Annotated in this window: 23 protein-coding genes and 1 tRNA gene; 11 read left to right on the top strand and 13 right to left on the bottom strand. The window is 67.6% G+C overall.

All coding sequences use genetic code 11. The annotated features are described in order from the left end of the window. Positions 1–32: 32 nt before the first annotated feature. The 3 genes from FBY28_RS04485 to FBY28_RS04475 form a co-directional block, all read right to left on the bottom strand. Complete coding sequence (locus FBY28_RS04485; protein ID WP_216847499.1) at positions 33–1,172, bottom strand: hypothetical protein; 1,140 nt, start codon at positions 1,170–1,172, stop codon at positions 33–35. A 177-nt stretch (positions 1,173–1,349) separates the two neighbouring features. After that, the gene (locus FBY28_RS04480; RefSeq protein ID WP_141864607.1) at positions 1,350–1,973 is read right to left on the bottom strand and encodes an MBL fold metallo-hydrolase; all 624 of its coding nucleotides are present in this window, start codon (positions 1,971–1,973) and stop codon (positions 1,350–1,352) included. Continuing rightward, a complete protein-coding gene (locus FBY28_RS04475) occupies positions 1,973–3,058 on the bottom strand; it encodes an S-(hydroxymethyl)mycothiol dehydrogenase (protein ID WP_141864605.1) in 1,086 nt (361 codons plus the stop codon). The genes FBY28_RS04480 and FBY28_RS04475 overlap by 1 nt, the downstream gene beginning before the upstream one ends. A 73-nt stretch (positions 3,059–3,131) precedes the next feature. Here FBY28_RS04475 and FBY28_RS04470 point away from each other — a divergent pair, with 73 nt between their 5' ends. The 3 genes from FBY28_RS04470 (at position 3,132) to FBY28_RS04460 (ending at position 5,023) form a co-directional block, all read left to right on the top strand. Continuing rightward, positions 3,132–3,956, top strand: coding sequence for a serine hydrolase domain-containing protein (locus FBY28_RS04470; RefSeq protein WP_141864603.1), 825 nt, complete (start codon positions 3,132–3,134; stop codon positions 3,954–3,956). A 110-nt stretch (positions 3,957–4,066) separates the two neighbouring features. Continuing rightward, complete coding sequence (locus tag FBY28_RS04465) at positions 4,067–4,579, top strand: DUF3145 domain-containing protein (protein WP_023986000.1); 513 nt, start codon at positions 4,067–4,069, stop codon at positions 4,577–4,579. A 123-nt stretch (positions 4,580–4,702) separates the two neighbouring features. Beyond that, entirely contained in the window at positions 4,703–5,023 is a 321-nt protein-coding gene (locus FBY28_RS04460) for a PASTA domain-containing protein (protein ID WP_141864601.1), read from the top strand. A gap of 23 nt (positions 5,024–5,046) precedes the next feature. Here FBY28_RS04460 and FBY28_RS04455 read toward each other — a convergent pair whose 3' ends face one another. Both FBY28_RS04455 and FBY28_RS04450 read right to left on the bottom strand, forming a co-directional pair. Then, positions 5,047–5,937 carry a diacylglycerol kinase gene (locus FBY28_RS04455; protein ID WP_019513332.1) on the bottom strand — a complete coding sequence of 297 codons (891 nt, stop codon included), beginning with the start codon at positions 5,935–5,937 and terminating at the stop codon, positions 5,047–5,049. Then, positions 5,934–7,535, bottom strand: coding sequence for an FAD-binding oxidoreductase (locus FBY28_RS04450; protein WP_286177742.1), 1,602 nt, complete (start codon positions 7,533–7,535; stop codon positions 5,934–5,936). Before FBY28_RS04450 ends, FBY28_RS04455 begins: the two co-directional genes overlap by 4 nt. 17 nt (positions 7,536–7,552) lie before the next feature. On the opposite strand from FBY28_RS04450, the gene FBY28_RS04445 reads away from it, so the two are divergent. Then, positions 7,553–8,128: a TetR/AcrR family transcriptional regulator gene (locus tag FBY28_RS04445; RefSeq protein ID WP_141864599.1), complete on the top strand. Its 576-nt coding sequence runs from the start codon at positions 7,553–7,555 to the stop codon at positions 8,126–8,128. Next, on the top strand, positions 8,125–9,654 hold the full coding sequence (locus FBY28_RS04440) for a glycerol-3-phosphate dehydrogenase/oxidase (RefSeq protein ID WP_141864597.1): 1,530 nt from the start codon (positions 8,125–8,127) through the stop codon (positions 9,652–9,654). The genes FBY28_RS04445 and FBY28_RS04440 overlap by 4 nt, the downstream gene beginning before the upstream one ends. A 1-nt stretch (position 9,655) precedes the next feature. On the opposite strand, the gene FBY28_RS04435 is transcribed toward FBY28_RS04440, so the two are convergent. Then, positions 9,656–10,525, bottom strand: coding sequence for a LysR family transcriptional regulator (locus FBY28_RS04435; RefSeq protein ID WP_141864595.1), 870 nt, complete (start codon positions 10,523–10,525; stop codon positions 9,656–9,658). An 83-nt stretch (positions 10,526–10,608) separates the two neighbouring features. Here FBY28_RS04435 and FBY28_RS04430 point away from each other — a divergent pair, with 83 nt between their 5' ends. Then, on the top strand, positions 10,609–11,358 hold the full coding sequence (locus tag FBY28_RS04430; RefSeq protein WP_141864593.1) for an SDR family oxidoreductase: 750 nt from the start codon (positions 10,609–10,611) through the stop codon (positions 11,356–11,358). A gap of 99 nt (positions 11,359–11,457) precedes the next feature. Here the strand turns inward: FBY28_RS04430 and FBY28_RS04425 are convergent, their stop codons facing one another. The 7 genes from FBY28_RS04425 to aceE all read right to left on the bottom strand — a co-directional run bounded on the left by FBY28_RS04425 (position 11,458) and on the right by aceE (position 21,025). After that, entirely contained in the window at positions 11,458–12,879 is a 1,422-nt protein-coding gene (locus tag FBY28_RS04425) for an acyl-CoA carboxylase subunit beta (RefSeq protein WP_019513338.1), read from the bottom strand. 56 nt (positions 12,880–12,935) lie between these two features. Further along, positions 12,936–14,201 (bottom strand): 3-oxoacyl-ACP synthase KasB, encoded by a 1,266-nt coding sequence (gene kasB / locus FBY28_RS04420; protein ID WP_286177740.1) that lies wholly within the window; start codon positions 14,199–14,201, stop codon positions 12,936–12,938. Positions 14,202–14,258: 57 nt separating this feature from the next. Next, positions 14,259–15,509: a 3-oxoacyl-ACP synthase KasA gene (gene kasA / locus FBY28_RS04415; RefSeq protein WP_141864589.1), complete on the bottom strand. Its 1,251-nt coding sequence runs from the start codon at positions 15,507–15,509 to the stop codon at positions 14,259–14,261. After that, on the bottom strand, positions 15,506–15,802 hold the full coding sequence (acpM, locus tag FBY28_RS04410) for a meromycolate extension acyl carrier protein AcpM (RefSeq protein WP_019513341.1): 297 nt from the start codon (positions 15,800–15,802) through the stop codon (positions 15,506–15,508). The genes kasA and acpM overlap by 4 nt, the downstream gene beginning before the upstream one ends. Before the next feature lie 72 nt (positions 15,803–15,874). Then, positions 15,875–16,795 (bottom strand): ACP S-malonyltransferase, encoded by a 921-nt coding sequence (locus FBY28_RS04405; protein ID WP_141864587.1) that lies wholly within the window; start codon positions 16,793–16,795, stop codon positions 15,875–15,877. 131 nt (positions 16,796–16,926) lie between these two features. Beyond that, positions 16,927–18,210: a PucR family transcriptional regulator gene (locus FBY28_RS04400; protein WP_141864585.1), complete on the bottom strand. Its 1,284-nt coding sequence runs from the start codon at positions 18,208–18,210 to the stop codon at positions 16,927–16,929. Between the two features lie 97 nt (positions 18,211–18,307). Continuing rightward, positions 18,308–21,025: a pyruvate dehydrogenase (acetyl-transferring), homodimeric type gene (gene aceE, locus FBY28_RS04395; RefSeq protein WP_353618553.1), complete on the bottom strand. Its 2,718-nt coding sequence runs from the start codon at positions 21,023–21,025 to the stop codon at positions 18,308–18,310. A gap of 218 nt (positions 21,026–21,243) precedes the next feature. Between aceE and FBY28_RS04390 the strand changes: the two genes are divergently transcribed. The 5 genes from FBY28_RS04390 to FBY28_RS04370 all read left to right on the top strand — a co-directional run bounded on the left by FBY28_RS04390 (position 21,244) and on the right by FBY28_RS04370 (position 24,280). Next, positions 21,244–21,801 (top strand): Rv2240c family protein, encoded by a 558-nt coding sequence (locus FBY28_RS04390; RefSeq protein WP_216847498.1) that lies wholly within the window; start codon positions 21,244–21,246, stop codon positions 21,799–21,801. A 155-nt stretch (positions 21,802–21,956) separates the two neighbouring features. Continuing rightward, positions 21,957–22,388, top strand: a complete 432-nt coding sequence (locus FBY28_RS04385; protein WP_019513346.1) for a DUF3052 domain-containing protein — start codon at positions 21,957–21,959, stop codon at positions 22,386–22,388. Between the two features lie 2 nt (positions 22,389–22,390). Further along, the gene (locus tag FBY28_RS04380; RefSeq protein ID WP_141864580.1) at positions 22,391–22,846 is read left to right on the top strand and encodes a peroxiredoxin; all 456 of its coding nucleotides are present in this window, start codon (positions 22,391–22,393) and stop codon (positions 22,844–22,846) included. 72 nt (positions 22,847–22,918) lie between these two features. After that, positions 22,919–22,993: transfer RNA gene (locus tag FBY28_RS04375), tRNA-Val, on the top strand. A gap of 24 nt (positions 22,994–23,017) precedes the next feature. Next, positions 23,018–24,280, top strand: a complete 1,263-nt coding sequence (locus tag FBY28_RS04370; RefSeq protein ID WP_216847497.1) for a PucR family transcriptional regulator — start codon at positions 23,018–23,020, stop codon at positions 24,278–24,280. Positions 24,281–24,314: the final 34 nt, after the last annotated feature.

The raw sequence follows: 24,314 nt of genomic DNA, 5'->3' as shown, positions 1-24,314 counted from the left end.
GAAACAGTGGGCCTACGTGGTGGTGCCAGGGCCTACGTGGTGGTGCCGACGAGCCGCATCAGCGGATCGGCAGGCCCGATGTCCAGGGTGCACTCGCCGGGCCGTGGGTCGGGGACGTAGGACCAGAACATGACCCCGGCTGCGCCCTGATCGCGCATCTCGCCGAAGGCCTCCCGTAGGACCTGCTCACGATCGCCGACCGAACCGCACGATCCGGCCTCCATGCCGACCTCGGTGATCACCAGTGGCTTGTCGAGCGCCCGGGCCTGCTGGACCCGGCGGGCCAGCCCGTCGTACTCGTTGCCGGGCAGCGAGTCGGTCGACTCGTAGAAGTGGTACTCCAGGACGTCGATCCCGGGCGAGGCGCTCACGTATTCGAACGAGTCGCCTGCCGAACCGCATTGGCCGCCGCCGGCGTGCCCGCTGAACACGGTGGTGCCCGGATCGAGTTCGTGGATGCGGGCACCGGTCGCGTCGTAGAACTGGCGTAGCACCTGTGCCGCATCGGGCGGGCAGGACCGTGCCTGCCAGGTGCACCCGTCGTCGGTGCACAGCGACGGTTCCGGCTCGCCAACGGCGGTCCAGCCGGCCACCGCGGGTGAGGCCGCCCACCTCTTCACCGCCGTGTCCATCCACTGCGCGAAGGTCAGCGTCGTGCCGGGGGACCGGTCGGTCTCCCAGCCGTCGGTGTACCAGCCGTATTCCTTGAACGTGTCGTCCTCGCAGCTGCCCTCGTTGCTGGAGAGCACGGCGATCAACATCTGACCGTGCCGCTCGGCGGCACGTACGACGGCGTCCAGCGCCGTGAAGTCGAGCATCCCGGTGTACTTGTTGACGGCCAGGCTTGAGAAGGCGTTGAAACGGGTGAGCGAGTGCGGTGGGAGCCGGCTGAAATAGATGTCGAGGTCGACCTGCGCACCGCAGCCGGCGTTGATGGACCAGTCCGTGCCCAGCTGATAGGCGTTCAGGCCGATCGGCCACCACGGCTTCCCGTCGAGGGTGAGGGTGGTTCCCTCGACACCGAGTGTGGCCGTCGTCGACGTCGTGGCGGCCAACGGTTGGGGTGCGCCCGAACTGGTGGGGATCGCCCCTTGGGGCGACTGGACCGAGCACGCAGCAGTCAGCGCCACGGTGATACACGCCGTGAGGGTACGCAACCACGGGCGAGCCATGAGCTGACTTTAACCCCGCCGAACACCTGCTTCGGGCAACAAGTCAGCTACTGCGGTTTTAGCAACTCGGAACCTGGGAAAATGCGCGTCAATTTGGCGAAATGTCGCATGGGCATGCAATCTCAGCAAACAAAAATTCGTCCGCCCGCAAATCCCGTCCGGCGGGTCGCCGGGACCCTAATGGCCGCGCTTGACCCATTCGTCGTAGTGCACGAGTTCACCCCCGATGGTGGTGGTGTCACCATGGCCGGTGTATACGGTCGTCTCGTCGGGCAGGGTGCCCAGCTTCTTGCTGATGGATTCCAGGATGGTCGGGAAGCTGGAGTAGGAGCGGCCGGTGGCGCCCGGGCCGCCCTGGAAGAGGGTGTCTCCGGAGATGACGGCGTTCAGTGCCGGTGCCGACCAGCACACCGATCCCGGCGAGTGCCCGGGGGTGTGCAGGGCGTGCAGTTCGATCCCGCCGGCGGTCAGCACCAGGCCGTCATCGACGGTGCGGAACGCCGCCTCGGGGTGCACGGCGCGCCACAGCATCTCATCGGCCGGGTGCAGGAACACCGGGGCGTCCAGGGCCGTGGCCAGTTCCGGCGCGACGGTGATGTGGTCGTTGTGGCCGTGGGTGCACACCACCGCGACGACATGGCGTCCGGCGACGGCCTCGATGATCGGGGCGGCGGTGTGGGCGGCATCGAAGACGATCACCTCGTTGTCGTCACCGACGAGCCAGATGTTGTTGTCGACATCCCAGCTGCCGCCGTCGAGTTCGAAGGTGCCGCTGGTGACCACCCGCTGGAGGTTGCCCATCAGAAGACCACCACCGAGCGCAGGACCTCACCGGCATGCATCTTGTGGAAGGCGTCTTCGACCTGATCGAGGCCGATGCGCTCGGAGACGAACTTCTCCAGCGGCAGACGCCCCTGCAGATACAGCGAGATCAGGGTGGGGAAGTCACGCTCGGGCAGGCAGTCGCCATACCAACTCGATTTCAGCGACCCGCCGCGGGAGAAGAAGTCCACCAGCGGCATCTCCAGCGTCATGTCCGGGGTGGGCACACCGACCAGGACCACGGTGCCGGCCAGGTCGCGGGCGTAGAAGGCCTGCTTCCAGGTCTCGGGGCGCCCGACAGCATCGATGACGACATCGGCGCCGAACCCGTCGGTCAAATCCTGAATCGTCTCGATGGGGTCGAGATCCTTGGCGTTGATGGTGTGGGTGGCGCCGAACTCGCGGGCGGTGTGCAGCTTTCGATCGTCGACGTCGACGGCGATGATCCGCCGCGCACCGACCAGGGCCGCCCCGGCGATGGCGGCATCACCCACACCACCGCAGCCGATGACAGCCACGGTGTCATCGCGGTTGACCGCCCCGGTGTTGATCGCCGCACCGATACCGGCCATCACACCGCAGCCCAGCAGCCCGGCCACGGCCGGGTCGGCGGTGGAATCGACCTTGGTGCACTGGCCCTGATGGACCAGGGTCTTGTCGGCGAACGCGCCGATACCCAGTGCGGGGGACAGCTGCGTGCCGTCGGTCAGCGTCATCTTCTGGGTGGCATTGAAGGTGTCGAAGCACAGGTGCGGGCGGCCCCGCTTACACGCCCGGCACTCACCACAGACCGCACGCCAGTTCAGGATCACGAAATCGCCGACCTCGACATGGGTGACGCCCTCACCGATGCTCTCGACGATCCCGGCGGCCTCGTGGCCGAGCAGAAACGGGTACTCGTCGTTGATACCGCCCTCGCGGTAGGTCAGATCGGTATGGCAGACACCGCAGGCCTGGATCGCGACCACGACCTCACCCGGACCGGGATCGGGGATAACGATGTCGACCAACTCGACGGGCTGACCTTTGGACCGGGAAATCACACCACGCACTGTCTGACTCATGCCTATAACCTAATACGCGATACCCGCCCTCGCCGGACAGGTGTCCAGTTTGTGCGTGGGTAGCATCCTGCGCGTGGGTGCCCTCGAACTTCTCGACGATTGGCCGGTCCCGACGGTCGCTGCCGCGGTGGTCGGCCCGGATGGTGTGCTCGCCGGCCGCGGGGACACCGCTCAGCGCTTCCGGTTGGCCTCGGTCACCAAACCCCTCGTCGCCCGCGCCGCCCAGGTTGCCGTCGAAGAGGGTGCGTTCGATCTGGACACCCCGGCCGGTCCGCCCGGTGCGACGGTGCGCCATCTGCTGGCGCACGCCTCGGGGGTGAGCATGCAGGGGCCCGATCAACTGGCCGCACCCGGCAGCCGGCGGGTCTACTCCAACTACGGTTTCGCCCTGCTGGCCGATGCGCTGCAGGACGCGACCGAGATCGAGTTCTCCGACTACCTGCGCGAGGCGGTGTTCGAACCGCTGGGTATGGCCGGTTCGTCGTTGGCGGGCGGGGCCGATGTCGCCGGTCATGGTGGCCAGTCCTGCGTCGACGATCTGGTTTGCTTCGCCGGTGATCTGCTGCGGCCGGTGCTCGTCTCACCGGAGCTGCACGCCGAGGCGACGACGGTGCAGTTTCCCGGTCTCAACGGTGTGCTGCCCGGGTTCGGCTCGCAACGCCCCAACGACTGGGGGCTGGGGTTCGAACTGCGCTCGCACAAGTCGCCGCACTGGACCGGCGCCGCGAACTCGCCATCGACGTTCGGGCATTTCGGCCAGTCAGGGACGTTTTTGTGGGTCGATCCGGTCGCCGAGCTGGCCCTGGTGGTGCTCACCGACCGCGACTTCGGGGACTGGGCGTACGAGCTGTGGCCGGCGATCTCTGATGGAGTCCTGAGAGAATTCGGCGCACACTAGCGCAACACGCGTCTCACAAGGCACAATAGACACGCACGAAACAACTGCACATTTCGGTAACGCCAGGTCGTTGGGGAAGACGTCCCTCGTGGAGCCGAAGGAGCAAAAGTATGCGTGCGTCGAACCAGTTCGCCGAGGCGACAACTGGCGTGGTTTACGTTCACGCCTCGCCCGCGGCGGTATGCCCACACGTGGAGTGGGCTCTTTCGTCGACCCTGTCGGCGCGGGCGAACCTCAAGTGGACGCCCCAACCCGCCATGCCCGGACAGCTGCGTGCCGTCACCAACTGGGTGGGCCCGGTGGGTACCGGTGCTCAGTTGGCGAACGCACTGCGGTCGTGGTCGGTGCTGCGCTTCGAGGTCACCGAGGACCCCAGTGAGGGCGTCGACGGGCACCGCTGGTGCCACACGCCTCAGCTCGGGCTGTGGAGCGGAGCGATGAGCGCCAACGGTGACGTCATGGTCGGCGAGCAGCGGTTGCGCGCCTTGATGGCCTCCGGTGCCGACGCGCTGGCCGCCGATCTGGATTCGGTCCTGGGCACCGCGTGGGACGAGTCGCTGGAGCCCTACCGCGGTGGCGGCGACACCGGAGAGGTCACCTGGCTCAATCGCGGAGTGGGCTGAGTCACACCAAGAGAGTCGGGTTTTCGGTCGATTTGGGTTGCCCGGAAACGCTTTTCGCGGCTTGCAGGAGAGTCACGCCTGGGATCCAGCTTCCTTACAGAAACGCTGGCTACTCTTCGCGCTATGAAGTCGAAGACAGCGTTCGCCGCGGCCGGTGCCGCATTGGTTGTTCTGTCCGCTGCCGGAATGCCCACTGCGGCAGCAGGATCCACCTGGACCATGCCTTCGCTGCAGGGGATGAACCTGGAGAAGGCTCAGGCTCTGTACAACGAGGCGGTCGGTGGCAACGGGCCCACCCTCAAGTACGTCAACAAGCAGGTCGCGTCATGGAAGATCGTGGCGCCGGCGATGTGGGATGTCTGCTCCCAGTCGCCCGACCCGGGAAGCGAAATCGCCCCGCACACGGTCCCGCGGGTGTCGGTCAACGTCCACGGCGATTGCTGATCGGTTGACCCTCGAGGCCCGCGTCAGGGTCTCAACACCGTCAGCGCACCCGGCACCGCCGACACTTCGACGGGCAACGGGCAGACGAACTCTCCGTCGGCGTAGGCATTGATTCCCGGACAGTCGACCGTGATCACCCGGGCCCGCCGGGTCTGTACCTCGTCGAGATCGACATGTGTGCCCCGGAAGACGGTGGGGAACAGGCGGATGAGCCGGGTTCGCGATGCCGACGCCACCATGGTGACATCGAGCAGCCCGTCGGTCGGATCGGCGCCGGGACAGATCCGCATACCTCCGCCGTAGCTGCGGGTGTTGCCGAACGCCGCCAGCGTCAGGTCGGTCTGCACCTCGACACCGTCGAATATCAGTCGGAACGGCAACAGCCGCAGGGCGGAGATCTCGGCGACCATGGCGAGGTTGTAGCGCATCCGGCCGTGCGGCCACCGCATCCGATTGGTCCGGTCGGTCACCAACGAGTCGAAACCGGCGGCCATGACGGTGCCGAACCAGCGCTGGGTCCCGTCGGCACCGACGATGCGTCCCAGATCCACCGTCGCCGCCCGGCCGTCGACGACGATATCGGCCGCGGCCTCGGGATCCTTTGTCGGAATGCCGAACTCGCGGGCGTGGTCGTTACCGGTGCCCGCCGGGATGATACCGAGCGGAATACCGGTGGTGGCGAGAACCTGCAATGCCAGCGAGATGATCCCGTCACCGCCCACCACGACCAGCGCGTCCATCCCGCGTTCAAGGGCGCCCTCGACGAGCTGACGGGCATGAGCGGGATCGCGGCCCGCGACGGCCACCACGTCGACCCCGCGCCGGTGCAACTGTGCGACGGCGCGTTCGGCGGCATGCGGTGCGCTGCCGTGTCCCGACGCCGGGTTGGTCAGGACGGTGACCCGCTTGATCACGGGATCAGCTTGCCCGGGTTCATGATTCCGGCCGGATCGAGCACCGACTTCACCGCCCGCAGCACCTCGACACCGAGGTCACCCACCTCGGCCCGCATCCACGGCCGGTGATCGGCGCCCACGGCGTGATGATGGGTGATGGTGGCCCCGGTGCGCACCATCGCCTCGGAGGCGGCGGTCTTGGCCCGCCGCCACTGTTCGATCGGGTCGCCGTGCTGGGCGGCGACCACCGTGAAGTACAGCGACGCTCCGGTGGGGTACACGTGCGAAATATGGCACATCACCAGGGCCTGGCCCAGCGTTTCGGTGAGCGCCTCGGTGACCGCGGTCTTGAGTGCGGCGATATTCGACCAGTTCGTCGCGGTCTCCAGGGTCTCGCACAATGCGCCGGCCGCGAGTAGGGAATCGCGCAGATACGGCGCGTTGAACCGGCCGTGCTCCCAGGCCCGGGCCGCGCCGTCGCCGAGTGAGGTGCCACCGTGTGCGCGCAGAACGGCCGCGGTTTCGCCGTGGCGGCTCTCGGTGTGCGCCGCGGACCCCTCGAACGCGGTGATGGCCAGGCATCCGCCGGTGATGGTCTGCTCGCCGATGCTTTCGGTGGTCGCCAGATTCACGCCGGTCTCGGCCTCGTCGGACAGGCGGATCACCGTGGGCCCGGTTCCGGTCTGCACCACCGCGCGCAGTGCTGCGGCGCCGGTGCCGAAATCGGGGAACGACCATGCCTCGTAGCGGGTGGTCTCGGGGACCGGATGCACCCGTACCCGCACCCGGGTGATGATGCCGAACACCCCTTCCGAGCCCACGATCAGCTGTCGCAGGTCGGGGCCGGCCGCCGAGGCCGGGGCTCGCCCGAGGTCGAGCACGCCGGCCGGGGTGGCCACGGTCAGCCCGCGCACCATATCGTCGAATCGGCCGTAGCCTGCGGAGTCCTGACCCGAGGACCGGGTGGCGGCGAAGCCGCCGATGGTGGCGAACTGGAAGCTCTGCGGGAAGTGTCCGAGTGAGAAGCCCTGTGCGCCGAGCAGTTCCTCGGCTTGGGGGCCGGTGACGCCGGCGCCGAGTTCGGCCTCCCCGGAGATCGGGTCGAGCTGGTGCAGCGCATCGAGTCGACGCAGGTCCACCGCCACCACGGCGGCGAACTCGCCGCGCAGCGGGTCGAGCCCGCCCACCACACTGGTGCCACCGCCGAACGGGACGACGGCGATACCCCGCTCGCCACAGACCTTGAGCACCTCGATCACGGCGGCCTCATCGGCGGGGAGCAGCACGGCGTCGGGCGCATCTTGTTCGCCGGTGCTCTTGCGGCGCAGCAGATCTGGTGTCGACTTGCCGCCGGCGCGCAACAACCGGCTGTGCTGGTCGGTGCGGACGTATTCGGCGCCGATGACGGCCTGCAGGGTCGCGCGGTCGGTATCGCGCAGCGCCGACGGCCGCAGCCGGACATCCTCGGCCGCAAGTTCTGGATCGGTAGGCCCGTCGATGCCGAGGGCCTGCTTGAGCAGGCCGCGAATACCGTCGGACAGCGGCTTGGCCGCCTGCGGATCGCCCCAGGCGTTCCACTTCATCGGGGGCTGCAGGTCGGTGCGGGCTTGCGTCATAAGTTACAGTATTACACATGGTGTCAATCAGTAACGAAGATTCGGTCGGCGACCGGATTCTCGACGCGGCCGCCGACTGCGTGCTCGCCTTCGGGGTGGATCGGGTGACACTCGCCGAGATCGCCCGGCGCGCCGGTGTCAGCCGCCCGACGGTGTATCGCCGGTTCCCGGACACCCAGTCGATCCTGGCGGCGCTGCTGACCGCGCGAGTGGTGCGGGTACTCGACGGCGCGGGGGACCCCGAGACCGGGCGCCGCGCCCTGGTGGCCCGCATCGTCGGTGTTGCACGCCGGCTGCGCGACGATCAGATCGTGATGTCGGTGCTGCACGACGCTCCCGAACTGGCCATGGTCTACATCGCCGAGCGGCTCGGCACCAGTCAGCAGATCCTCATCGACGCGGTGGCCGGGCAGCTCAAGCTGGCCCAGGAAGACGGCAGTGTCCGCGCCGGCGATCCCCGCCGGCTGGCCGCCATGTGCCTGCTCATCACCCAGTCCACCGTGCAGTCCGCCCAGATGGTCGAACCGATCCTGGGCGCCGACGCGCTCGCCGAGGAACTCACCCACGCACTGAACGGATACCTGACCCCATGAGCCCAGTGCGCGACAGCGCCCTCAACCGGACCCGCCGCAGCGCCGAACTGAGCGCGCTCGGTGACGGTGGCGTCGTCGACCTGGTGGTCATCGGTGGCGGGATCACCGGCACCGGAATCGCCCTCGACGCGGCATCGCGTGGCCTGCGTGTGGTGCTGGCCGAAAAGCACGACCTCGCCTTCGGGACGAGCCGCTGGAGCTCCAAACTGGTGCACGGCGGATTGCGCTACCTGGCCTCGGGCAATATCGGCATCGCCCGCCGCAGTGCCGTCGAACGCGGAATCCTGATGACGCGCACGGCACCTCACCTGGTGAACGCCATGCCGCAGCTGGTGCCCCTGCTGCCGGCGATGGGCCGCCCGGCGCGCGCGCTGGTCCGTACCGGATTCCTCGCCGGTGACGGGCTGCGCAGGCTGGCCGGTACGCCGGCATCGGTACTGCCGCGCTCTCGACGGGTCGGTGCGGGGGAGGCCGTCGATCTGGCTCCGACCGTGCGCCGCGACGGTCTGGACGGGGCATTTCTGGCCTATGACGGTCAGCTCATCGACGATGCCCGGCTGGTCACGGCGGTGGCGCGCACCGCGGCCCAACACGGCGCGATCATCCTGACCCGGGCGAATGCCGCTGGTGTTCAAGGTGATTCGGTGACGTTGGCCGATGCGCTCACCGGGCAGGCCCTGACGATACGGTCGCGTGCCGTCGTCAACGCCACCGGGGTGTGGGCGGGGGAGGTGGACCCGACCATCCGCCTGCGGCCAAGCCGCGGCACGCATCTGGTGTTCGACGCGACCGCGTTCGGTAATCCCACCGCCGCTCTGACCATCCCGATCCCCGGTGCGCTGAACCGGTTCGTCTTCGCGATGCCCGAGCAGCTCGGCAGGGTGTATCTGGGCCTCACCGACGAGGATGCCCCCGGACCGATACCCGATGTGCCAGAACCGACCCCGGCCGAGGTGCGCTTCCTGCTCGATACCGTCAACACCGCGCTGGACACCGCGCTGACCGAAGGCGATGTGCGCGGGGCCTACGCCGGGCTGCGCCCGCTGATCGAGAGTGCTGGTGAGACCGCCGACCTGTCGCGTGATCACGCCGTCACCGAGTCGCCCGCCGGTGTCATCAGTGTGGTCGGTGGCAAGCTGACCGAATACCGGTACATGGCAGAGGATGTGGTGAACCAGGCGATCGCCCGGCGCGGGCTCTCTGCGGGCCCCTGTCGAACTCGTGACCTGCCGCTGGTCGGCGCACCCGCCAACCCCGTCGCCGCCGCAGCCGCATCCACGGCGTTGCCGGCGTCTTTGACGGCCCGCTACGGCGCCGAGGCGTCGAATGTCCTCGCCGTGGCCAGTTGTGATCGGCCCACCGAGCGGGTGGCCGACGGAATCGACGTGCTGCGTGCCGAATTCGATTATGCGGTGACCCACGAGGGAGCCCTGAGCGTCGAGGACATCCTGGACCGGCGAACCCGGATCGGCCTGGTCGCCGCCGACCGGGAGCGCGCCGAGGCGGCGGCGGCCGAGTTCGTCTGACTCAACGGGCCGCGAGAACGGCGTCACGGAATGCCGACCGGGTGTGCCGTTGCCACAGTGCCTGCACACCGACGAGGAGATCGGGTTCGAGGTCGATGACCCGTACCCGGCCATCCATCGCCGGCCCGGCCTGGGTGGTGACGAACGCCGGCGCCCCGGTGGTCAGCGGCGCGGCGACCGTCGTCGAGCCCTGGACGCGGCTGACGACGAAGTCGGGCTCGAAACCCGCTCGCCGGCACGCGCCCATCAGGAAGTCGCTGTAGTACGACGCGCCGGGCGGTGCCCACAGCGCGATCTGCTCGCCGGCCAGTTCGCGGATGTCGATGACCGTGGCGTCGGCCAACCGGTGCTCACGAGGTACGGCCACCCGCACCCGGTCGTAACCGATGGTGGCCGAGGACAATTCGGCGGTGGGCGCGATGCCTCGGCGTAGCCCCAGGTGCACGGTGCCATCGAGGATCTCGCGCAGCAGCTCGCCGGGATACATCTGGCGACAGGTGACCGACATGTGGGTGAAGCGCTCGATCGCGGGTTCGAGCGTGGTGTACACCTCTGCCGAGCTCAGCGCGGGGGTGTGTCCGACCACGAACACCTCGGGGCTGTCACCGGCGGTCCGCGACACCCGGTTGGCCACGGTATCGGCGGCGGCCAGCAGTACCCGTCCTTCGATCAGCAGTTGTGCGCCGGCCGCGGTCGGGGTGATGCGGCGCCCGGACCGGGTGAAAAGCTCGGCACCGAGCTCTTTTTCGAGCAGTTGGACCGATTGGCTCAGCGCCTGTTGGGTGATGTGCAGGGTGGTCGCTGCTGCGGTGAAGCTACCGGCCTCGGCCACGGCGACGAAGTGGCCCAGTCGCCGAAGGTCGAGAGTCATCCGATCAATCTACAAGCATCATTTGTCGTAAGTCAGTTTATATCTGTTTTTCAATTGTCTGAACCGTCGTTAGCGTGCGATACATGAGCGAAATCACGGGAAAGTCAGCAGTCGTCGCCGCCGGTGCCAAGAACCTCGGGGGCCTTATCAGCCGGAGTCTGGCGCAGCACGGTGTCAATGTCGCCGTGCACTACAACAGTTCGGCGACCGAGTCCGATGCCGATGCGACGGTCGCCGAGGCCGAGCGGGCCGGCGTCAAGGCCATCAAGGTGCAGGGCGATCTGACCGTGCCCGCCAACGTCGAGAGGTTGTTCGACACCGCCGTCGATGCGTTCGGGGGAGTCGATATCGCGATCAACACCGTGGGCAAGGTGCTGCGCAAGCCCATCGTGGAGACCACCGAGGCCGAATACGACTCCATGTTCGACATCAATGCCAAGGCGGCCTACTTCTTCCTTCAGCAGGCGGGGCGTCGCCTCGCCGACAACGGCTCGGTCATCACCATCGTCACCGCCCTGCTGGCCGCATTCACCGACGGCTATTCCACCTATGCCGGCGCCAAGAGTCCGGTCGAGCACTTCACCCGCGCGGCCGCCAAGGAGTTCGCGGCGCGCGGGATCAACGTCAACAACATCGGCCCCGGCCCGATGGACACACCGTTCTTCTACGGTCAGGAGACCCCCGAGCGGGTGGAGTTTCACAAATCCCAGGGCATGGGCGGGCGTCTGACGCGCATCGAGGATATTGCCCCGCTGGTGTTGTTCCTTGCCGGCGAAGGACATTGGATCACCGGCCAGACCGTCTTCGCCAACGGCGGCTACACCACCCGCTGAACCACCCGCTGAACCACCCGTTGAAACGGCGAATGGCCGGTTATGACACGGCTTTCCGGGGAGAGCGTGTCATAACCGGCCATTGGGCCCAGCTGAAGGTTACAGCGGAATGTTCTTGTGTCGACCGCGCCGGGCGGGCGCCTCGGCCAGCGCCTGGGTGATCACACTGCGGGTGTGCGCGGGATCGATCTTGGCGTCCACCACACCGATCTCGATGGCACTGTCCACCCCACCGGCGATCCGCTCGTGCTCGGCGGCCAGCTCCTCGTGCAGCGCGTCGCGCTCATGGTCCGCGGCGGCGGCGAGCTTGCGCTTGTGCAGGATGCCGACGGCGGCCTTGGCACCCATGACGGCGACCTCGGCGTCCGGCCAGGCGAACACCTTGGTGGCACCCAACGAGCGGGAGTTCATCGCGATATAGGCACCGCCGTAGATCTTGCGCGTCACCAGCGTGACGCGCGGGACGGTGGCCTCACCGAACGCGTGCAGCAGCTTGGCGCCACGCCGGACCACGCCGCCCCACTCCTGATCGACGCCGGGCAGGTAACCCGGGACGTCCACCACGACCACCAGCGGGATGCCGAAGGCATCGCACAACCGCACGAAACGCGCCGACTTCTCGGCACTCTCGGAGTTCAGGCAGCCGCCGAGGCGCAGCGGGTTGTTGGCGATCACGCCGACCGAGCGGCCGGCGAGCCGGCCGAGGCCGACCACGATCGACGGAGCCCAGCGGGACTGGAACTCCTCGAACGGCGCGTCCGCGTCCAACAGAGCCTCGACGATCGGGTGCACATCGTAGGCGCGGCGGGCCGACTCGGGCATCAGGGCCTTGAGGTCGACATCGCCGGACTCGGCCTTGCTGCGGTCGAAATGGCCCTGCTGGCAGAACAATCCGACCAGGCGACGGCCGCGCTCGTAGGCGTCGAGCTCGTCATCGGCCACGATGTGGCACACGCCGGACTTCTTGTGATGGGCCTCCGGGCCGCCGAGGGACACCATGTCGACGTCCTCGCCGGTCACGCTGCGCACCACGTCGGGGCCGGTCACGAAGACCTTGCTGTCCGGGGCCATGATGATGACGTCGGTCAGCGCGGGTCCGTAGGCGGCACCGCCGGCGGCGAAGCCGACGACCACCGAGATCTGCGGGATGTAGCCCGAGGCGCGGATCATCGCCTCGAAGACCAGGCCGACCGCGTGCAGCGCCTTGACGCCCTCGGCCAGCCGCGCACCACCGGAATGCCAGATGCCCACGATCGGGCTCTGCTCCTCGATGGCGGTGTCGTAGGCGTTGACGATGTGCGCGCATCCCTCGATGCCCATCGCGCCGCCCATCACGGTGCCGTCGGTGCAGAACGCGATGGTCTTAACACCGTTGACCGTGCCGGAGGCGGCGAGCACACCGGACTTGTCACGCTCGTGCAGCAGCGCGACGCTGCCGTCGTCGAAGAACGTGCTCAGCCGCAGCAGCGGATCACGCGGGTCGAGCGACTCGGCGGCCGCTTCGGGAGCCATGATGGTCATCCAGTCCTCCTCTTACGCGTCGGATGGTGACCGGCGCCCTCGGGTCTTACTTTGGTTCAGTACTTTCCGAAGGTGAGCGCCACATTGTGCCCACCGAATCCGAACGAATTGTTGATCGCGTATTGGTAGTTGCCGGTGCGCGGCTCGCCAGCCACCACGTCCAGGTCGATCTCGGGATCCAGATTCTTCAGGTTCAGCGTGGGCGGGATGACCCCGTCACGCAAGGCGAGCACGGTGAGAATCGACTCCACCGCACCGACCGCCCCGACCGAATGGCCCAGCGCGGACTTGGGCGCGTACACCGCGGGCTTGTGGCCCTTCATGGCGTTGTTGATCGCCACGCCCTCGGCGACGTCACCGACGGATGTGCCGGTGGCGTGCGCGTTGACATGGTCGATATCGGAGGGCTGCAGCCCTGCCAGCTCGATGGACCGGCTCATCGCGTGGCCGGCCTGCTCTCCGTTGGGATCGGGAGCCACGATGTGGAACCCGTCGGAGGTGACACTGGCGCCCATGATGCGCGCCAGGATGTTGGCGCCGCGCGCCTTGGCGTGCTCCTCGGTCTCGATGACCATCATCGCGCCGCCCTCACCGAAGACGAACCCGTTGCGGTCGACGTCGAACGGCCGGCAGGCGCCGGGCGGGTCGTCGTTGGTGTTGGACAGCACGATGCGCATCTGGGCGAACCCGGCGATCGGCACCGCCTCGATCTTGGTCTCCACGCCACCACAGATGGCGATGTCGGCCTCACCGAAGACGATGTTGCGCCACGCGTTGGCGATACCTTCCGATCCCGATGCACAGGCCGAGATGACGGTGTTCACACCGGCTTTGGCCTTGCGCTCCAGGCCGACGGCCGCGGCGGCACCGTTGGGCATGTACATCTGGACGACCAGCGGGGAGACGGCACGCAGACCCTTGGCCCGCATACCGTCGTAGGCGAAGATCAGTTCCTCCGCTGAGCCGAGGCCGGTCCCGATCGAGACCATCAACCGTTTGGGGTCGACGTCGGGGGAGCCGGCGTTCTCCCATACCCGGCGGCCGATGACGGTCGCCATCTTCTGCAGGTAGGACAGCCGCCGCTTCTCGACGCGGTTGAGCTCGTCCTCGAAGTCCTCCAGCAGGTGACCACCGATGCGGACCGGCAGGTCGTATTCCTCGACGAACGGGTCGTCGAGCCGACGGATGCCGCTCTCACCGGCGAGCAGTTTCTTCCACGTTGTTTCGGCATCGGTCGCCAACGCGGTCGTCATGGCGATGCCAGTGACGACCACGTTGGGCAAACCGTTCCCCGTTGACAGCTTGTTCAAGCCGTTCCCCACCTCATGTACTGCGATCTTCCAAAGGCCTGTCTTCTGAAGCCTCAGTAACGCTCGTTCTCAGTACCGGCCGAAGGCCAGAGCCACATTGTGGCCACCGAAACCGAACGAGTTGTTGATGGCGTACTGGTAGTCGCCATAACGAGGCTCACCCGCGACAACATCGAGATCGATCTCAGGATCGGGGGTCTCGTAGTTGAGCGTGGGCGGAATGACACCGTCGCGCAGGGCCAGCACCGTCAGGATCGACTCGAGGGCACCGACGGCACCGATCGAGTGGCCCAGCGCCGACTTCGGCGCGTACACCGCGGCGTGCTCTACACCGGCGACCTGGATGGCGTTCGCCTCGGCGACGTCGCCGATCGAGGTGGACGTCGCGTGCGCGTTGACATGCGAGATGTCCTTGGGCGACAACCCCGCGGTCTCCATGGCGCGCTTCATGGCCTGGCCGGCGCGAGCGCCGTCCGCGGCCGGAGCCACCATGTGGAACGCATCCGAGGTGATACCGGCACCCATCAGGCGGGCCAGCGGCTTGGCGCCACGGGCCAGGGCGTGCTCCTCGGTCTCGATGATCATGAGCGCACCCGCCTCGCCGAAGACGAAGCCGTCACGGTCCTTGTCGAACGGACGCGAGGCAGCCTCGGGATCGTCGTTACGGGTCGACATCGCACGCATCATCGAGAACGCCGCGATGGGCAGCGCTTCGATGGCACCCTCGACGCCACCGCAGACCGCGAAGTCCGCGTCACCCATGACGATCTGACGCCACGCGTGGGCGATACCCTCCGAGCCCGACGAACACGCCGAGACGGGGGTGATGACGCCGGCACGGGCCCCGAGTTCGAGGCCGACGACGGCGGCGGCACCGTTGGGCATGATCATCTGAACGGCGAGCGGGGACACCTTGCGGGGCCCGCCCTCGTTCATCGCGTCATAGGTTTCGACGATCTTCTCGCCGCCACCGAGCCCGGTGCCGATCACGACCGAGAAACGGTCGGGATCGACCTCCGGCTTGCCCGCGGTCTCCCAGAGCTGGTTGCCGAGATACTTGGCCATCCGCTGCACGTAGGACATCCGTCGCATTTCCAGACGTGACATCAGCGGATCGAGCGGCTCCGCGAGGTGCCCACCGATCTTGGCTGCCAGGTCCCACTTCTCGACGAAGTCGTCCTCGAGCTTGCGGATGCCGCTCTCGCCGGCCAGCAAGCCCTTCCACGTGCTCTCGATGTCCGGTGCCAGCGACGTGGTCGCCGTGACGGCGGTTACCACGACATTCGGGAACCCGCCGTTAGCAGTGGAAGGTTTGGTCATTCCGAGCCAAACTTCTCGCGCAGGGCGGCAGCGGCCTCGGGGTTCTCGGCCTCGAGCTTCTGGATGTAGCCGACGACGTCACCCACGGTGCGCAGACCGGCGAGGTCCTCGTCGGGGATCTTCACGCCGTACTTGTCCTCGGTCTGGACGGCGATCTCGACCATCGACAGCGAGTCGATGTCCAGGTCGTCGACGAAGCTCTTCTCCGGGGTGACCTCGGAAGGCTCGATGCCGGTGACCTCTTCGATGATCTCGGCGAGACCGGCGATGATTTCTTCTTGACTGGCGGCCACGATGGCTCCTTCTTTGTTTGGCCATCCCGGCTGTCGGGATGGTTCGAGTCTGTCGTTCGTTCCTACTCCGGGTCAGAGCTCGGCGAGCCCGTCCAGGTCTTCGGGGGCCTTGATGGCCTTGGTCGGCGTGCCCTTGAGCTCGCGCTTGGCGATGCCGACGAGTGTTCCGGCGGGCGGGAACTCGACCAGCGCCGACACCGCCATACCGCGCAGCGTCTCGTTGATCAGGTCCCAGCGCACCGGGCGGGTCATCTGGGCGACCAGCTTGGTCATGGCGTCGGCGGCGTCGGCCACCGGCTTGCCGTCGGCATTGGACAGCAGGGTCCTGGTCGGTTCGGCGGTCGCAACACCGGCCGCGGCGGCGGCATAACCCTCGGCGGCCGGGGCCATGTAGTGGGTGTGGAACGCGCCGGCGGTGGCCAGCACCCGCACCCGCGCCTTGGCCGGGGGATCCTCGGCCAGCTTCTCCAGCGCGGCGACGGCGCCGGCGGCGACGATCTGGCCGGCGGCATTGCGGTTCGCGGGGATCAGGTCGAGGGATTCCAGCCGTGCGAGTACCTCGGCCTCGTCACCGCCGAGTACGGCGGCCATCCCGGTGGGCTCCAGCGCGCAGGCCTTGGCCATCTCGGCGCCACGGGTGGCCGCGAGCTTGACCGCGTCATCGGCGGAGATGACGCCCGCGATGGCGTACGCGGCGATCTCACCGACCGAATGCCCGGCGACGACCGTGCCATTTTCGGCGGACTTACCGGCGAGGCCGTCGCGCTTGGTGAGCTCCTCGTAGGCGAGCAGCGTGGCGGCCACGACCAGCGGCTGCGTCACCGCGGTATCGGTGATCTCCTCGGCGGTGGCGGTGGTGCCCAGGCGGACGAGGTCCAGTCCGCTGATGTCCGACCATGTGGTCAGACGGTCGACGGCGCCGGGCAGCTCGACCCACGGGGTCAGCATGCCGGGCGTCTGGGATCCCTGGCCGGGAGCAAGCAAAGCAAGCACGGGATTAAGAAAACACTGTGAGTCGCTCATAGCGCCGTGTAAGAGATTATGAACCTTGTCTTATTCTTTTGTGGAGTTTCTACAAAACAGCACGTGAAGCGACCTGCGCGTGACCTCGGCGCGATATCCACTTACCGCAGAGGTCCCAACCATCGGGTGCCCAGCGGCCCCACGGGCCCCGTTGTACTGCCATTTGTCGTGTTGAAGTGGCCCAGGTCACGTTGTAGTCGTCCGACCGTGGTGGCGACGCGCAGGACGTACGCATCGCGGGGGACGGTGGGATCACGCCCGGTGAAATCGGCGATCCGTTTGAGTCGGTAGCGCACGGTGTTTGGATGAACGAACAATTTGCGGGCGCACGCTTCTATGGCACCACCCGAATCGAGATAGGTGTCCAGCGTTTCGGTCAGCGCCGGGCCGGCATCGGCGAGGGGATGCATCACCTCGGATTCCAGCGCCGCGAGCGCATTCTCGTCGCCCAGCAGCGCTCGCTCGGGGAGCAGTTCGCGGGCCGATACCGGCCGCGGGGCGCCGCTCCACCCCGCGACGGCATGCATGCCGGCGATCGCCTCCGCGGCACTGCGGTGCAGGCCGGACAGGCTTGCCGCGGTCGGACCCACGACGACGGGTCCGTCGTCGAAGACGGTGAGCAGGTCGGCCAGGAAGCGGTCGGTCAGCGACAGCGATCCGGCCACGATGGCCACCAGCCAGGTGCCGTGTACATCGGAGAGGGTGGCCCGGTTGTGCCGGTTGCCCGCGGCATGCACGTCACCGATGGCCAGGTCGATGCGATCCGGACGCGGCGTGCCGACGATGACGGTGGCCGGAGCGGTCGCGTCCCAGTTCAGGGCGGCCGCCTGCGACTGCAGCCCGCTGCCCGCGTCGCCGCGCACGATGGCGTCGACGATATTGGCCTCCATCCGGGTGTCCCAGGCCCCGCGCGCCTCGGCCGCGTCGGCGTAGCTCGCGGCGGCGGCGAACGCCAGATCGCGGCTGTAGCGCAGGATGCCGACGGTCAGGGCCTTGGTCTGCTCCTCGTTGCGGCCGAGCATCGGCAGCAGTTCCTCGAGGAACTCCGTGGTCACCCGCACCATGTCCACGGTCTGGCGCAGCGCGACGTGGCGGGTCAGTTCCTGCGGCACCAGGGCGAAGGCCTCAGCGGTGTAGCCGAGGTCGCTGCCCGGGTCGTGCAGCCACTCGGCGAAGTTGACGACGGCGGTCTGGACCACCAGCTGCACGCTCGCGCGCTGCGAGGCCTCCAGATCGGCGAAGAACGGCAGCCGCTCCTGCATGGCCTGCACCGTCTCGGTGGCGAGCCGACCCGAGTACTGCTTCAGTCGACGGCGCAGCGACTCCGGAACGTCCTCCAGGATGGTGAGCGGAGAGCGCGGCTCGGGGAAAGAATTGTCGGGCACCTCTAAAATTTTACCGTCGCGTTTGTGGAGCCCCGCCCTTTTCGCTCCGGGCGGGGCTCCACACGCCACAACTAGGCGCTACAACTGGGCGCTAGAACTAGGCGCTACCGGTGTCCGCGTAGGAGACCTCGGCGGCCTGGACATCGTCGATGCGGTACTCCTTGGCCGCGGCGATCGCCACCGACGGATCGATCTCACCGTCGCGGGCGAGTGCCTCCAGCACGGCGACCACCACCGACTCGGCGTCGGTGTTGAAGTAGCGCCGCGCCGCCGGCCGGGTGTCGGAGAAACCGAACCCGTCGGTGCCCAGTGTCAGGTAGGTGCCGGGCACCCACGGCCGGATCTGCTCGGGCACCGCGCGCATCCAGTCCGATACCGCCACCACCGGTCCGGTGGCATCGGCGAGCACCTTGGTGACATAGGCCGTCGGTGCCTCGCGGTCGGGATGGCGCAGGCGCTGCTTCTCGGTCTGCACACCGTCGCGGTTGAGCTCGCCCCAGCTGGTCACCGACCACACGTCGGCGGCCACATCCCACTTGTCGGCCAGCATGTCCGCGGCCCTGATCGCCTCGGGCATCGACACGCCCGAGGCCAGGATCTGCGCGGTGCTGGTGCGCTTCTCCGGCGCCCGCCGGAAGCGGTACATCCCGCGCAGCACCCCCTCGGGATCGAAGTTCTCCGGCTCGGCGGGCTGCACGTAGGGCTCGTTGTAGATGGTGATGTAGAAGAAGACGTTGTCCGGGTTCTCCCCGTACATCCGCTTCAGGCCGCTTTCCACGATGTAGGCGATCTCGTAGGCGAACGCCGGGTCGTAGGTGACCGCCGCCGGATTGGTCGACGCCAGCAGCAGCGAATGCCCGTCGGCGTGCTGCAACCCCTCACCGGTCAGCGTGGTGCGTCCCGCGGTGGCGCCGAGGACGAACCCGCGCGCCATCTGGTCGGCGGCGGCCCACAGGCCGTCGCCGGTGCGCTGGAACCCGAACATCGAATAGAAGATGTAGATCGGGATCATCGGTTCGTTCTGGGTGGAGTACGAGGTACCCACGGCGGTGAAGCTGGACGTCGAGCCCGCCTCGTTGATGCCCTCGTGCAGGATCTGGCCGACTTCGCTCTCCTTGTAGGCCAGCATCAGCTCGGAGTCCACGGCCGTGTAGAGCTGGCCGTTGCGGTTGTAGATCTTCAGGCTGGGGAACCAGGAGTCCATCCCGAAGGTGCGTGCCTCGTCCGGGATGATCGGCACGATGCGGGGCCCGATGTTCTTGTCCCGCAACAGTTCCTTGAAGGTGCGCACGGTCGCCATGGTGGTGGCCACCGGCTGCTTGCCGGAGCCCTTCTTCAGCGCCTTATAGGTGTCGGTGCCCGGCAGCGTCAGCGGCTTGGCCTTGGTGCGCCGTTCGGGCAGGAACCCACCGAGGGTGCGGCGGCGGTCCAGCAGGTACCGGATCTCCGGGGCGTTGGGGCCGGGGTGGTAGTACGGCGGCAGGTAGGGGTCCTTCTCCAGCTGCGCGTCGGTGATGGGCACCCTGGTGACATCGCGGAAGGTCTTGAGGTCTTCCAGCGCAAGCTTTTTCATCTGGTGGGTGGCGTTGCGGCCCTCGAAGTGCTGGCCCAGCGTGTAGCCCTTGATGGTCTTGGCCAGGATGATGGTGGGCTGGCCCTTGTGCTCCATGGCCGCCCGGTAGGCCGCGTACACCTTGCGGTAATCGTGGCCGCCGCGCTTGAGGTTCCAGATCTCCTGGTCGCTCATCGGTTCGACGAGGGCCTTGGTGCGCGGGTCGCGGCCGAAGAAGTGATCACGCACGTAGGCGCCGTCATTGGCCTTGTAGGTCTGATAATCACCATCGGGTGTGGTGTTCATCAGGTTCACCAGCGCGCCGTCGCGGTCGGCATGCAGCAGGGCATCCCATTCGCGGCCCCACACCACCTTGATGACGTTCCAGCCGGCGCCCCGGAAGAAGGACTCCAGCTCCTGGATGATCTTGCCGTTACCGCGGACCGGGCCGTCCAGGCGCTGCAGGTTGCAGTTCACCACGAAGGTCAGGTTGTCCAGGCCCTCGTTGGCGGCGACCTGGATCAGGCCGCGGGACTCGGGCTCGTCCATCTCGCCGTCGCCGAGGAACGCCCACACATGCTGATCCGAGGTGTCTTTGATGCCGCGGTCGTGCAGGTAATGGTTGAACCGGGCCTGGTAGATGGCGTTCATCGGACCCAGGCCCATCGAGACCGTCGGGAATTCCCAGAAGTCGGGCATCAACCGCGGATGCGGATAGGACGGCAGCCCGCCGCCGGAATGCGAGTGCTCCTGCCGGAAACCGTCCAGTTGGTCGGTGGTGAGGCGGCCCTCGAGGAAGGCGCGGGCGTAGATGCCGGGGGAGGCGTGCCCCTGGATGAAGATCTGGTCACCACCGCCGGGGTGGGCCTTGCCGCGGAAGAAGTGGTTGAAGCCGACCTCGTAGAGCGAGGCCGACGAGGCATAGGTCGAAATGTGGCCGCCCACACCGACTCCCGGGCGCTGCGCGCGGTGCACCATGATGGCCGCGTTCCACCGGATCCAGGCCCGGTAGCGTCGTTCGACGTCCTCGTCGCCGGGGAACCAGGGTTCCAGTTCGGTCGGGATGGTGTTCACGTAATCGGTGGAGGTCAACGCGGGGATGGCGACACGCTGCTCGCTCGCGCGTTCCAGCAGACGCAACATCAGGTAGCGCGCACGGGCCGGGCCGGACCGCTCGACCAACTGGTCGAACGACTCCAGCCACTCGGCGGTTTCGTCGGAATCGATATCGGGCAGATAGGAGGCGACGCCCTCACGGATCACGCGGACCCGATCGGTTTCGCCTGCAGTGCCAGAGTTTTGGGCCAGGTCTTGGCGCGCGAACTCGGTGGTCAACTACGGCTCCTCGGTAGAAGGTGCTTTCACAGGGTGGATCTGTTGCTTGTGGCATCTCATATCCTCCCCCTATCGTGCCCGACATCACCGTGCGGGGTGGCCTCGTGCAATGATCCGGCGATCCGTCGGGCGAGGCGGTAGGTTCGATGGCGATGCTGATGAGTTGGCGGGGTGGCCTCGCGACAATCTGCGCGCTGGGAGCCGCGGTCGGCATGGTGGGCTGCAGCAGCACCGTCGGGGGCACCGCCACCGTCGATACCGCGGATGCGCCGGTCTACCAGGCCTCGGTATCGGCGTCGGCCGCCGAGTCATCCTCGGTGTCCAGTTCCAAGGAAGCCTCCCGGCAGTCGTCGATCACCCGCGAGGCGGTGCACACCTCGTGCGAGGCGCTCAGTTCCAGCAGTGCCGATGCCATCACGTCGGTCAATGCCTACGTTGATGCCCGTAATGCGAATGCCGATGTCGCGGCGTCGGCCCGGCCGGCGATCGCCGCGCTGAACACCAGCGCCGACCTGGTGGCGGGCAGCATCTCCGATCCGCTGCGCCCGGACCTGCGCGACGCGCTGCTGGGCTGGGCCGATGCCGCGCGCGCGGTGTCCGCGGCGATCTCCGAGGATATCGGGCCCAGTCCGTTCAACGACGCGATCAACCGGCTGAACGACTCCCGAACGCTGGCCCTGGACCTCTGCGATGCCGCATATTGACGGGCATTTAGACGGGTCTTGTAACGGGTATCGGAACGAAGTTGATCAAAAGTTGACCCGAAGTTGCGCCCAGGAGGGCGGTTGACGGGACACGACGTGCGACGATAGGCGTCACGCGCTTGTGCGGAAGAACAAACATCAGGAGGAGGACAAAGGTGGTCGCGGCGGGGAAGGAATCTGACCCCAATTACGCCCGCAGTCTGGGCATCGAGAAGGGCCAGGTTGTCCAGGAGTTGGGGTGGGACGAGGACACCGACGACGACATCCGGGCCGATATCGAGGACGCCAGCGGGGGTGAACTGCTCGACGAGGACGCCGACGAGGTGGTCGACGTGGTGCTGCTGTGGTGGCGCGACGACGACGGGGACCTCGTCGACCGGCTGATGGACGCCATCGCGCCGCTGGCCGATGACGGAGTCATCTGGGTGGTGACGCCCAAGACCGGTAAGCCCGGTCATGTGCAGCCCGCCGAGATCGCGGAGTCCGCGCCCACCGCGGGTCTGATGCAGACCTCTTCGGCGAACCTGGGTGGCTGGATCGCCAGCCGGCTGGTGCAGCCCAAGTCCAAGGCCGCCGGCAGGCGGTAATCGTGCTCCAGGTCGGGACTCCCGCACCGGACTTCACGCTCAAGGACCACAACGGCCGTCCCGTCACGTTGTCCGCGTTGCGTCCCCGTGCCGTCCTGCTGGTCTTCTTCCCGCTGGCCTTCACCCCGATCTGCCAGGGTGAACTCGGTGAGATCCAGCAGCGGTTGCTCGATTACCAGAACGACGACCGCGCTGTGCTCACCGTCTCGGTGGGGCCGCCCCCGACGCATAAGACCTGGGCGAACGAGAACGGGTTCACCTTCCCGGTGCTGGCCGATTTCTGGCCGCACGGTGCCGTCGCGCAGGCCTACGGGGTGTTCAACCCCGACACCGGCTATCCCAACCGGGGCACCTTCGCCATCGACTCGGCCGGTGTGATCCGGTTCGCCGAGTGCAAGGAGCCCGGCGTCGCACGCGATCAGGCCGATTGGCGGCGGGCGCTGGCCGCGCTGGGTTAGGACTGCTGGTTAGGACTTCGGCAAGACGGGATTTCTCCGCATGCGGGCACGGCGTGTAAGTTGCCTGCGACGGGGCGCGTAGCTCAGTGGTAGAGCTCTGGTTTTACACACCAGCGGTCGGCGGTTCGATACCGTCCGCGCCCACCATCACGGCTGAGCGGAGGTGCCGGCGTGACGGACACCGCCTCGGCCGTCGTGTCCCGAGTGGCCCAGCAGATGAGTGCCCGCCGCGACGGCTTCATCGACGCCCTGGTGCTGGTGACCCGCGTCGAGATCCAGCCGCTGGACAACGACTCGCGCATGATCGACCTGCTCAACGCCAGCATCACCGAGAACGTGATCGCGGCCATCCACTACCTGGAACACGGGGCGAACGATCCGACCGCCGCCGAGATCGAGGCCTCGGCAGCGGCATTGGCCTATGCGCGTGCCCTGGCCCAGCGCGATGTCGCCCTCTCGGCGCTCATCCGTGCCTACCGAATCGGGCACGGCCGTTTCGTCGACGAGGCGATGGCACTGCTGGCGACCCAGACGCCCGCCGATCTGTCGCTGCCGGCGGCCCGGGAGCTGGTGCATCGCGCGGCCGCCTGGATCGACCGGATCTGCGACCAGGTGGGGATCGCCTACGAGACCGAGCGTGATCGCTGGGTCAGCAGCCGTAGCGGCTTGCGCCAGCACTGGGTCAACGAATTGCTCTCCGGCGCCGCGGTCGATATCGGCAAGGTCGAAGAGGCCCTCGACTACCGGCTCGAACGTCACCACCTGGCCGCTGTCATGTGGCCCGATGACACCGTGCCCACCCGCGACGTGGCCGACCTGTTCGACCGGACGCGCGCGGTGCTCGGTGCGGCGACCGGGGCCGACGGTCCGTCGCTGATGGTGCCCACCGACGAGCGCGAGGCGCGCCTGTGGTGGCCGGTCACCGCCGATTCGGTGGACATGACCGCGTTGGCCGGAGCGCTCGCCGACGCCCCGGTGCGGGTGGCGACCGGGGACCTGGGATTCGGGGTCGACGGTTTCCGTCGCTCGCTGCGGGAAGCCGAGCAGAGCAAGGTCGTGGCCCTGGCCGCCGGGCCTGCGGTGAGCCGGGTGGTGTGCCACGCGCACGTCGCCCCGGTCGCGCTGATGGCGGCCCACCCCGGCGACCTGCGTACCTTCGTGCAGCGCACCCTCGGCGACCTCGCGGTCGATGACGATCGCCGGAATGCCCTTCGAGAAACGTTGTGCGAGTTCCTGATCCGCAATCGCAGCTACGCCGCCGCCGCGGAAGCGCTGTTCCTGCACCGCAACACCATCCAGTACCGCGTCGGCAACGCCATGCAGGCCTGCGGGGCCTCCTTCGACGACCCCGAGGTCCTGATGCACGTCCAGATCGCCCTGCTGGCGTGCCGCTGGATGGGCAAGACGCTGCTGATCCCCTCGACGCGCCACTGACGGCGCCTTCGTGCGCTGAGCACAAAACGCCACG

The organism is Arthrobacter sp. SLBN-53, assembly GCF_006715585.1.
GTDB classification, from domain to species: domain Bacteria; phylum Actinomycetota; class Actinomycetes; order Mycobacteriales; family Mycobacteriaceae; genus Mycobacterium; species Mycobacterium neoaurum_A.
Note: the sequence above shows the minus strand (reverse complement) of the source record. Positions and strands in the feature narration are given on the sequence as shown.

Coding starts and splice junctions, on each gene's coding strand:
- FBY28_RS04460 (WP_141864601.1), top strand. CDS start 4,703: ATGAAGTCGAAGACAGCGTTCGCCGCGGCCGGTGCCGCATTGGTTGTT.
- FBY28_RS04445 (WP_141864599.1), top strand. CDS start 7,553: ATGGTGTCAATCAGTAACGAAGATTCGGTCGGCGACCGGATTCTCGAC.
- FBY28_RS04475 (WP_141864605.1), bottom strand. CDS start 3,058: ATGAGTCAGACAGTGCGTGGTGTGATTTCCCGGTCCAAAGGTCAGCCC.
- FBY28_RS04435 (WP_141864595.1), bottom strand. CDS start 10,525: ATGACTCTCGACCTTCGGCGACTGGGCCACTTCGTCGCCGTGGCCGAG.
- FBY28_RS04440 (WP_141864597.1), top strand. CDS start 8,125: ATGAGCCCAGTGCGCGACAGCGCCCTCAACCGGACCCGCCGCAGCGCC.
- FBY28_RS04485 (WP_216847499.1), bottom strand. CDS start 1,172: ATGGCTCGCCCGTGGTTGCGTACCCTCACGGCGTGTATCACCGTGGCG.
- FBY28_RS04465 (WP_023986000.1), top strand. CDS start 4,067: ATGCGTGCGTCGAACCAGTTCGCCGAGGCGACAACTGGCGTGGTTTAC.
- FBY28_RS04450 (WP_286177742.1), bottom strand. CDS start 7,535: ATGACGCAAGCCCGCACCGACCTGCAGCCCCCGATGAAGTGGAACGCC.
- kasA (WP_141864589.1), bottom strand. CDS start 15,509: ATGACCAAACCTTCCACTGCTAACGGCGGGTTCCCGAATGTCGTGGTA.
- FBY28_RS04425 (WP_019513338.1), bottom strand. CDS start 12,879: ATGACCATCATGGCTCCCGAAGCGGCCGCCGAGTCGCTCGACCCGCGT.
- FBY28_RS04430 (WP_141864593.1), top strand. CDS start 10,609: ATGAGCGAAATCACGGGAAAGTCAGCAGTCGTCGCCGCCGGTGCCAAG.
- FBY28_RS04390 (WP_216847498.1), top strand. CDS start 21,244: ATGGCGATGCTGATGAGTTGGCGGGGTGGCCTCGCGACAATCTGCGCG.
- FBY28_RS04480 (WP_141864607.1), bottom strand. CDS start 1,973: ATGGGCAACCTCCAGCGGGTGGTCACCAGCGGCACCTTCGAACTCGAC.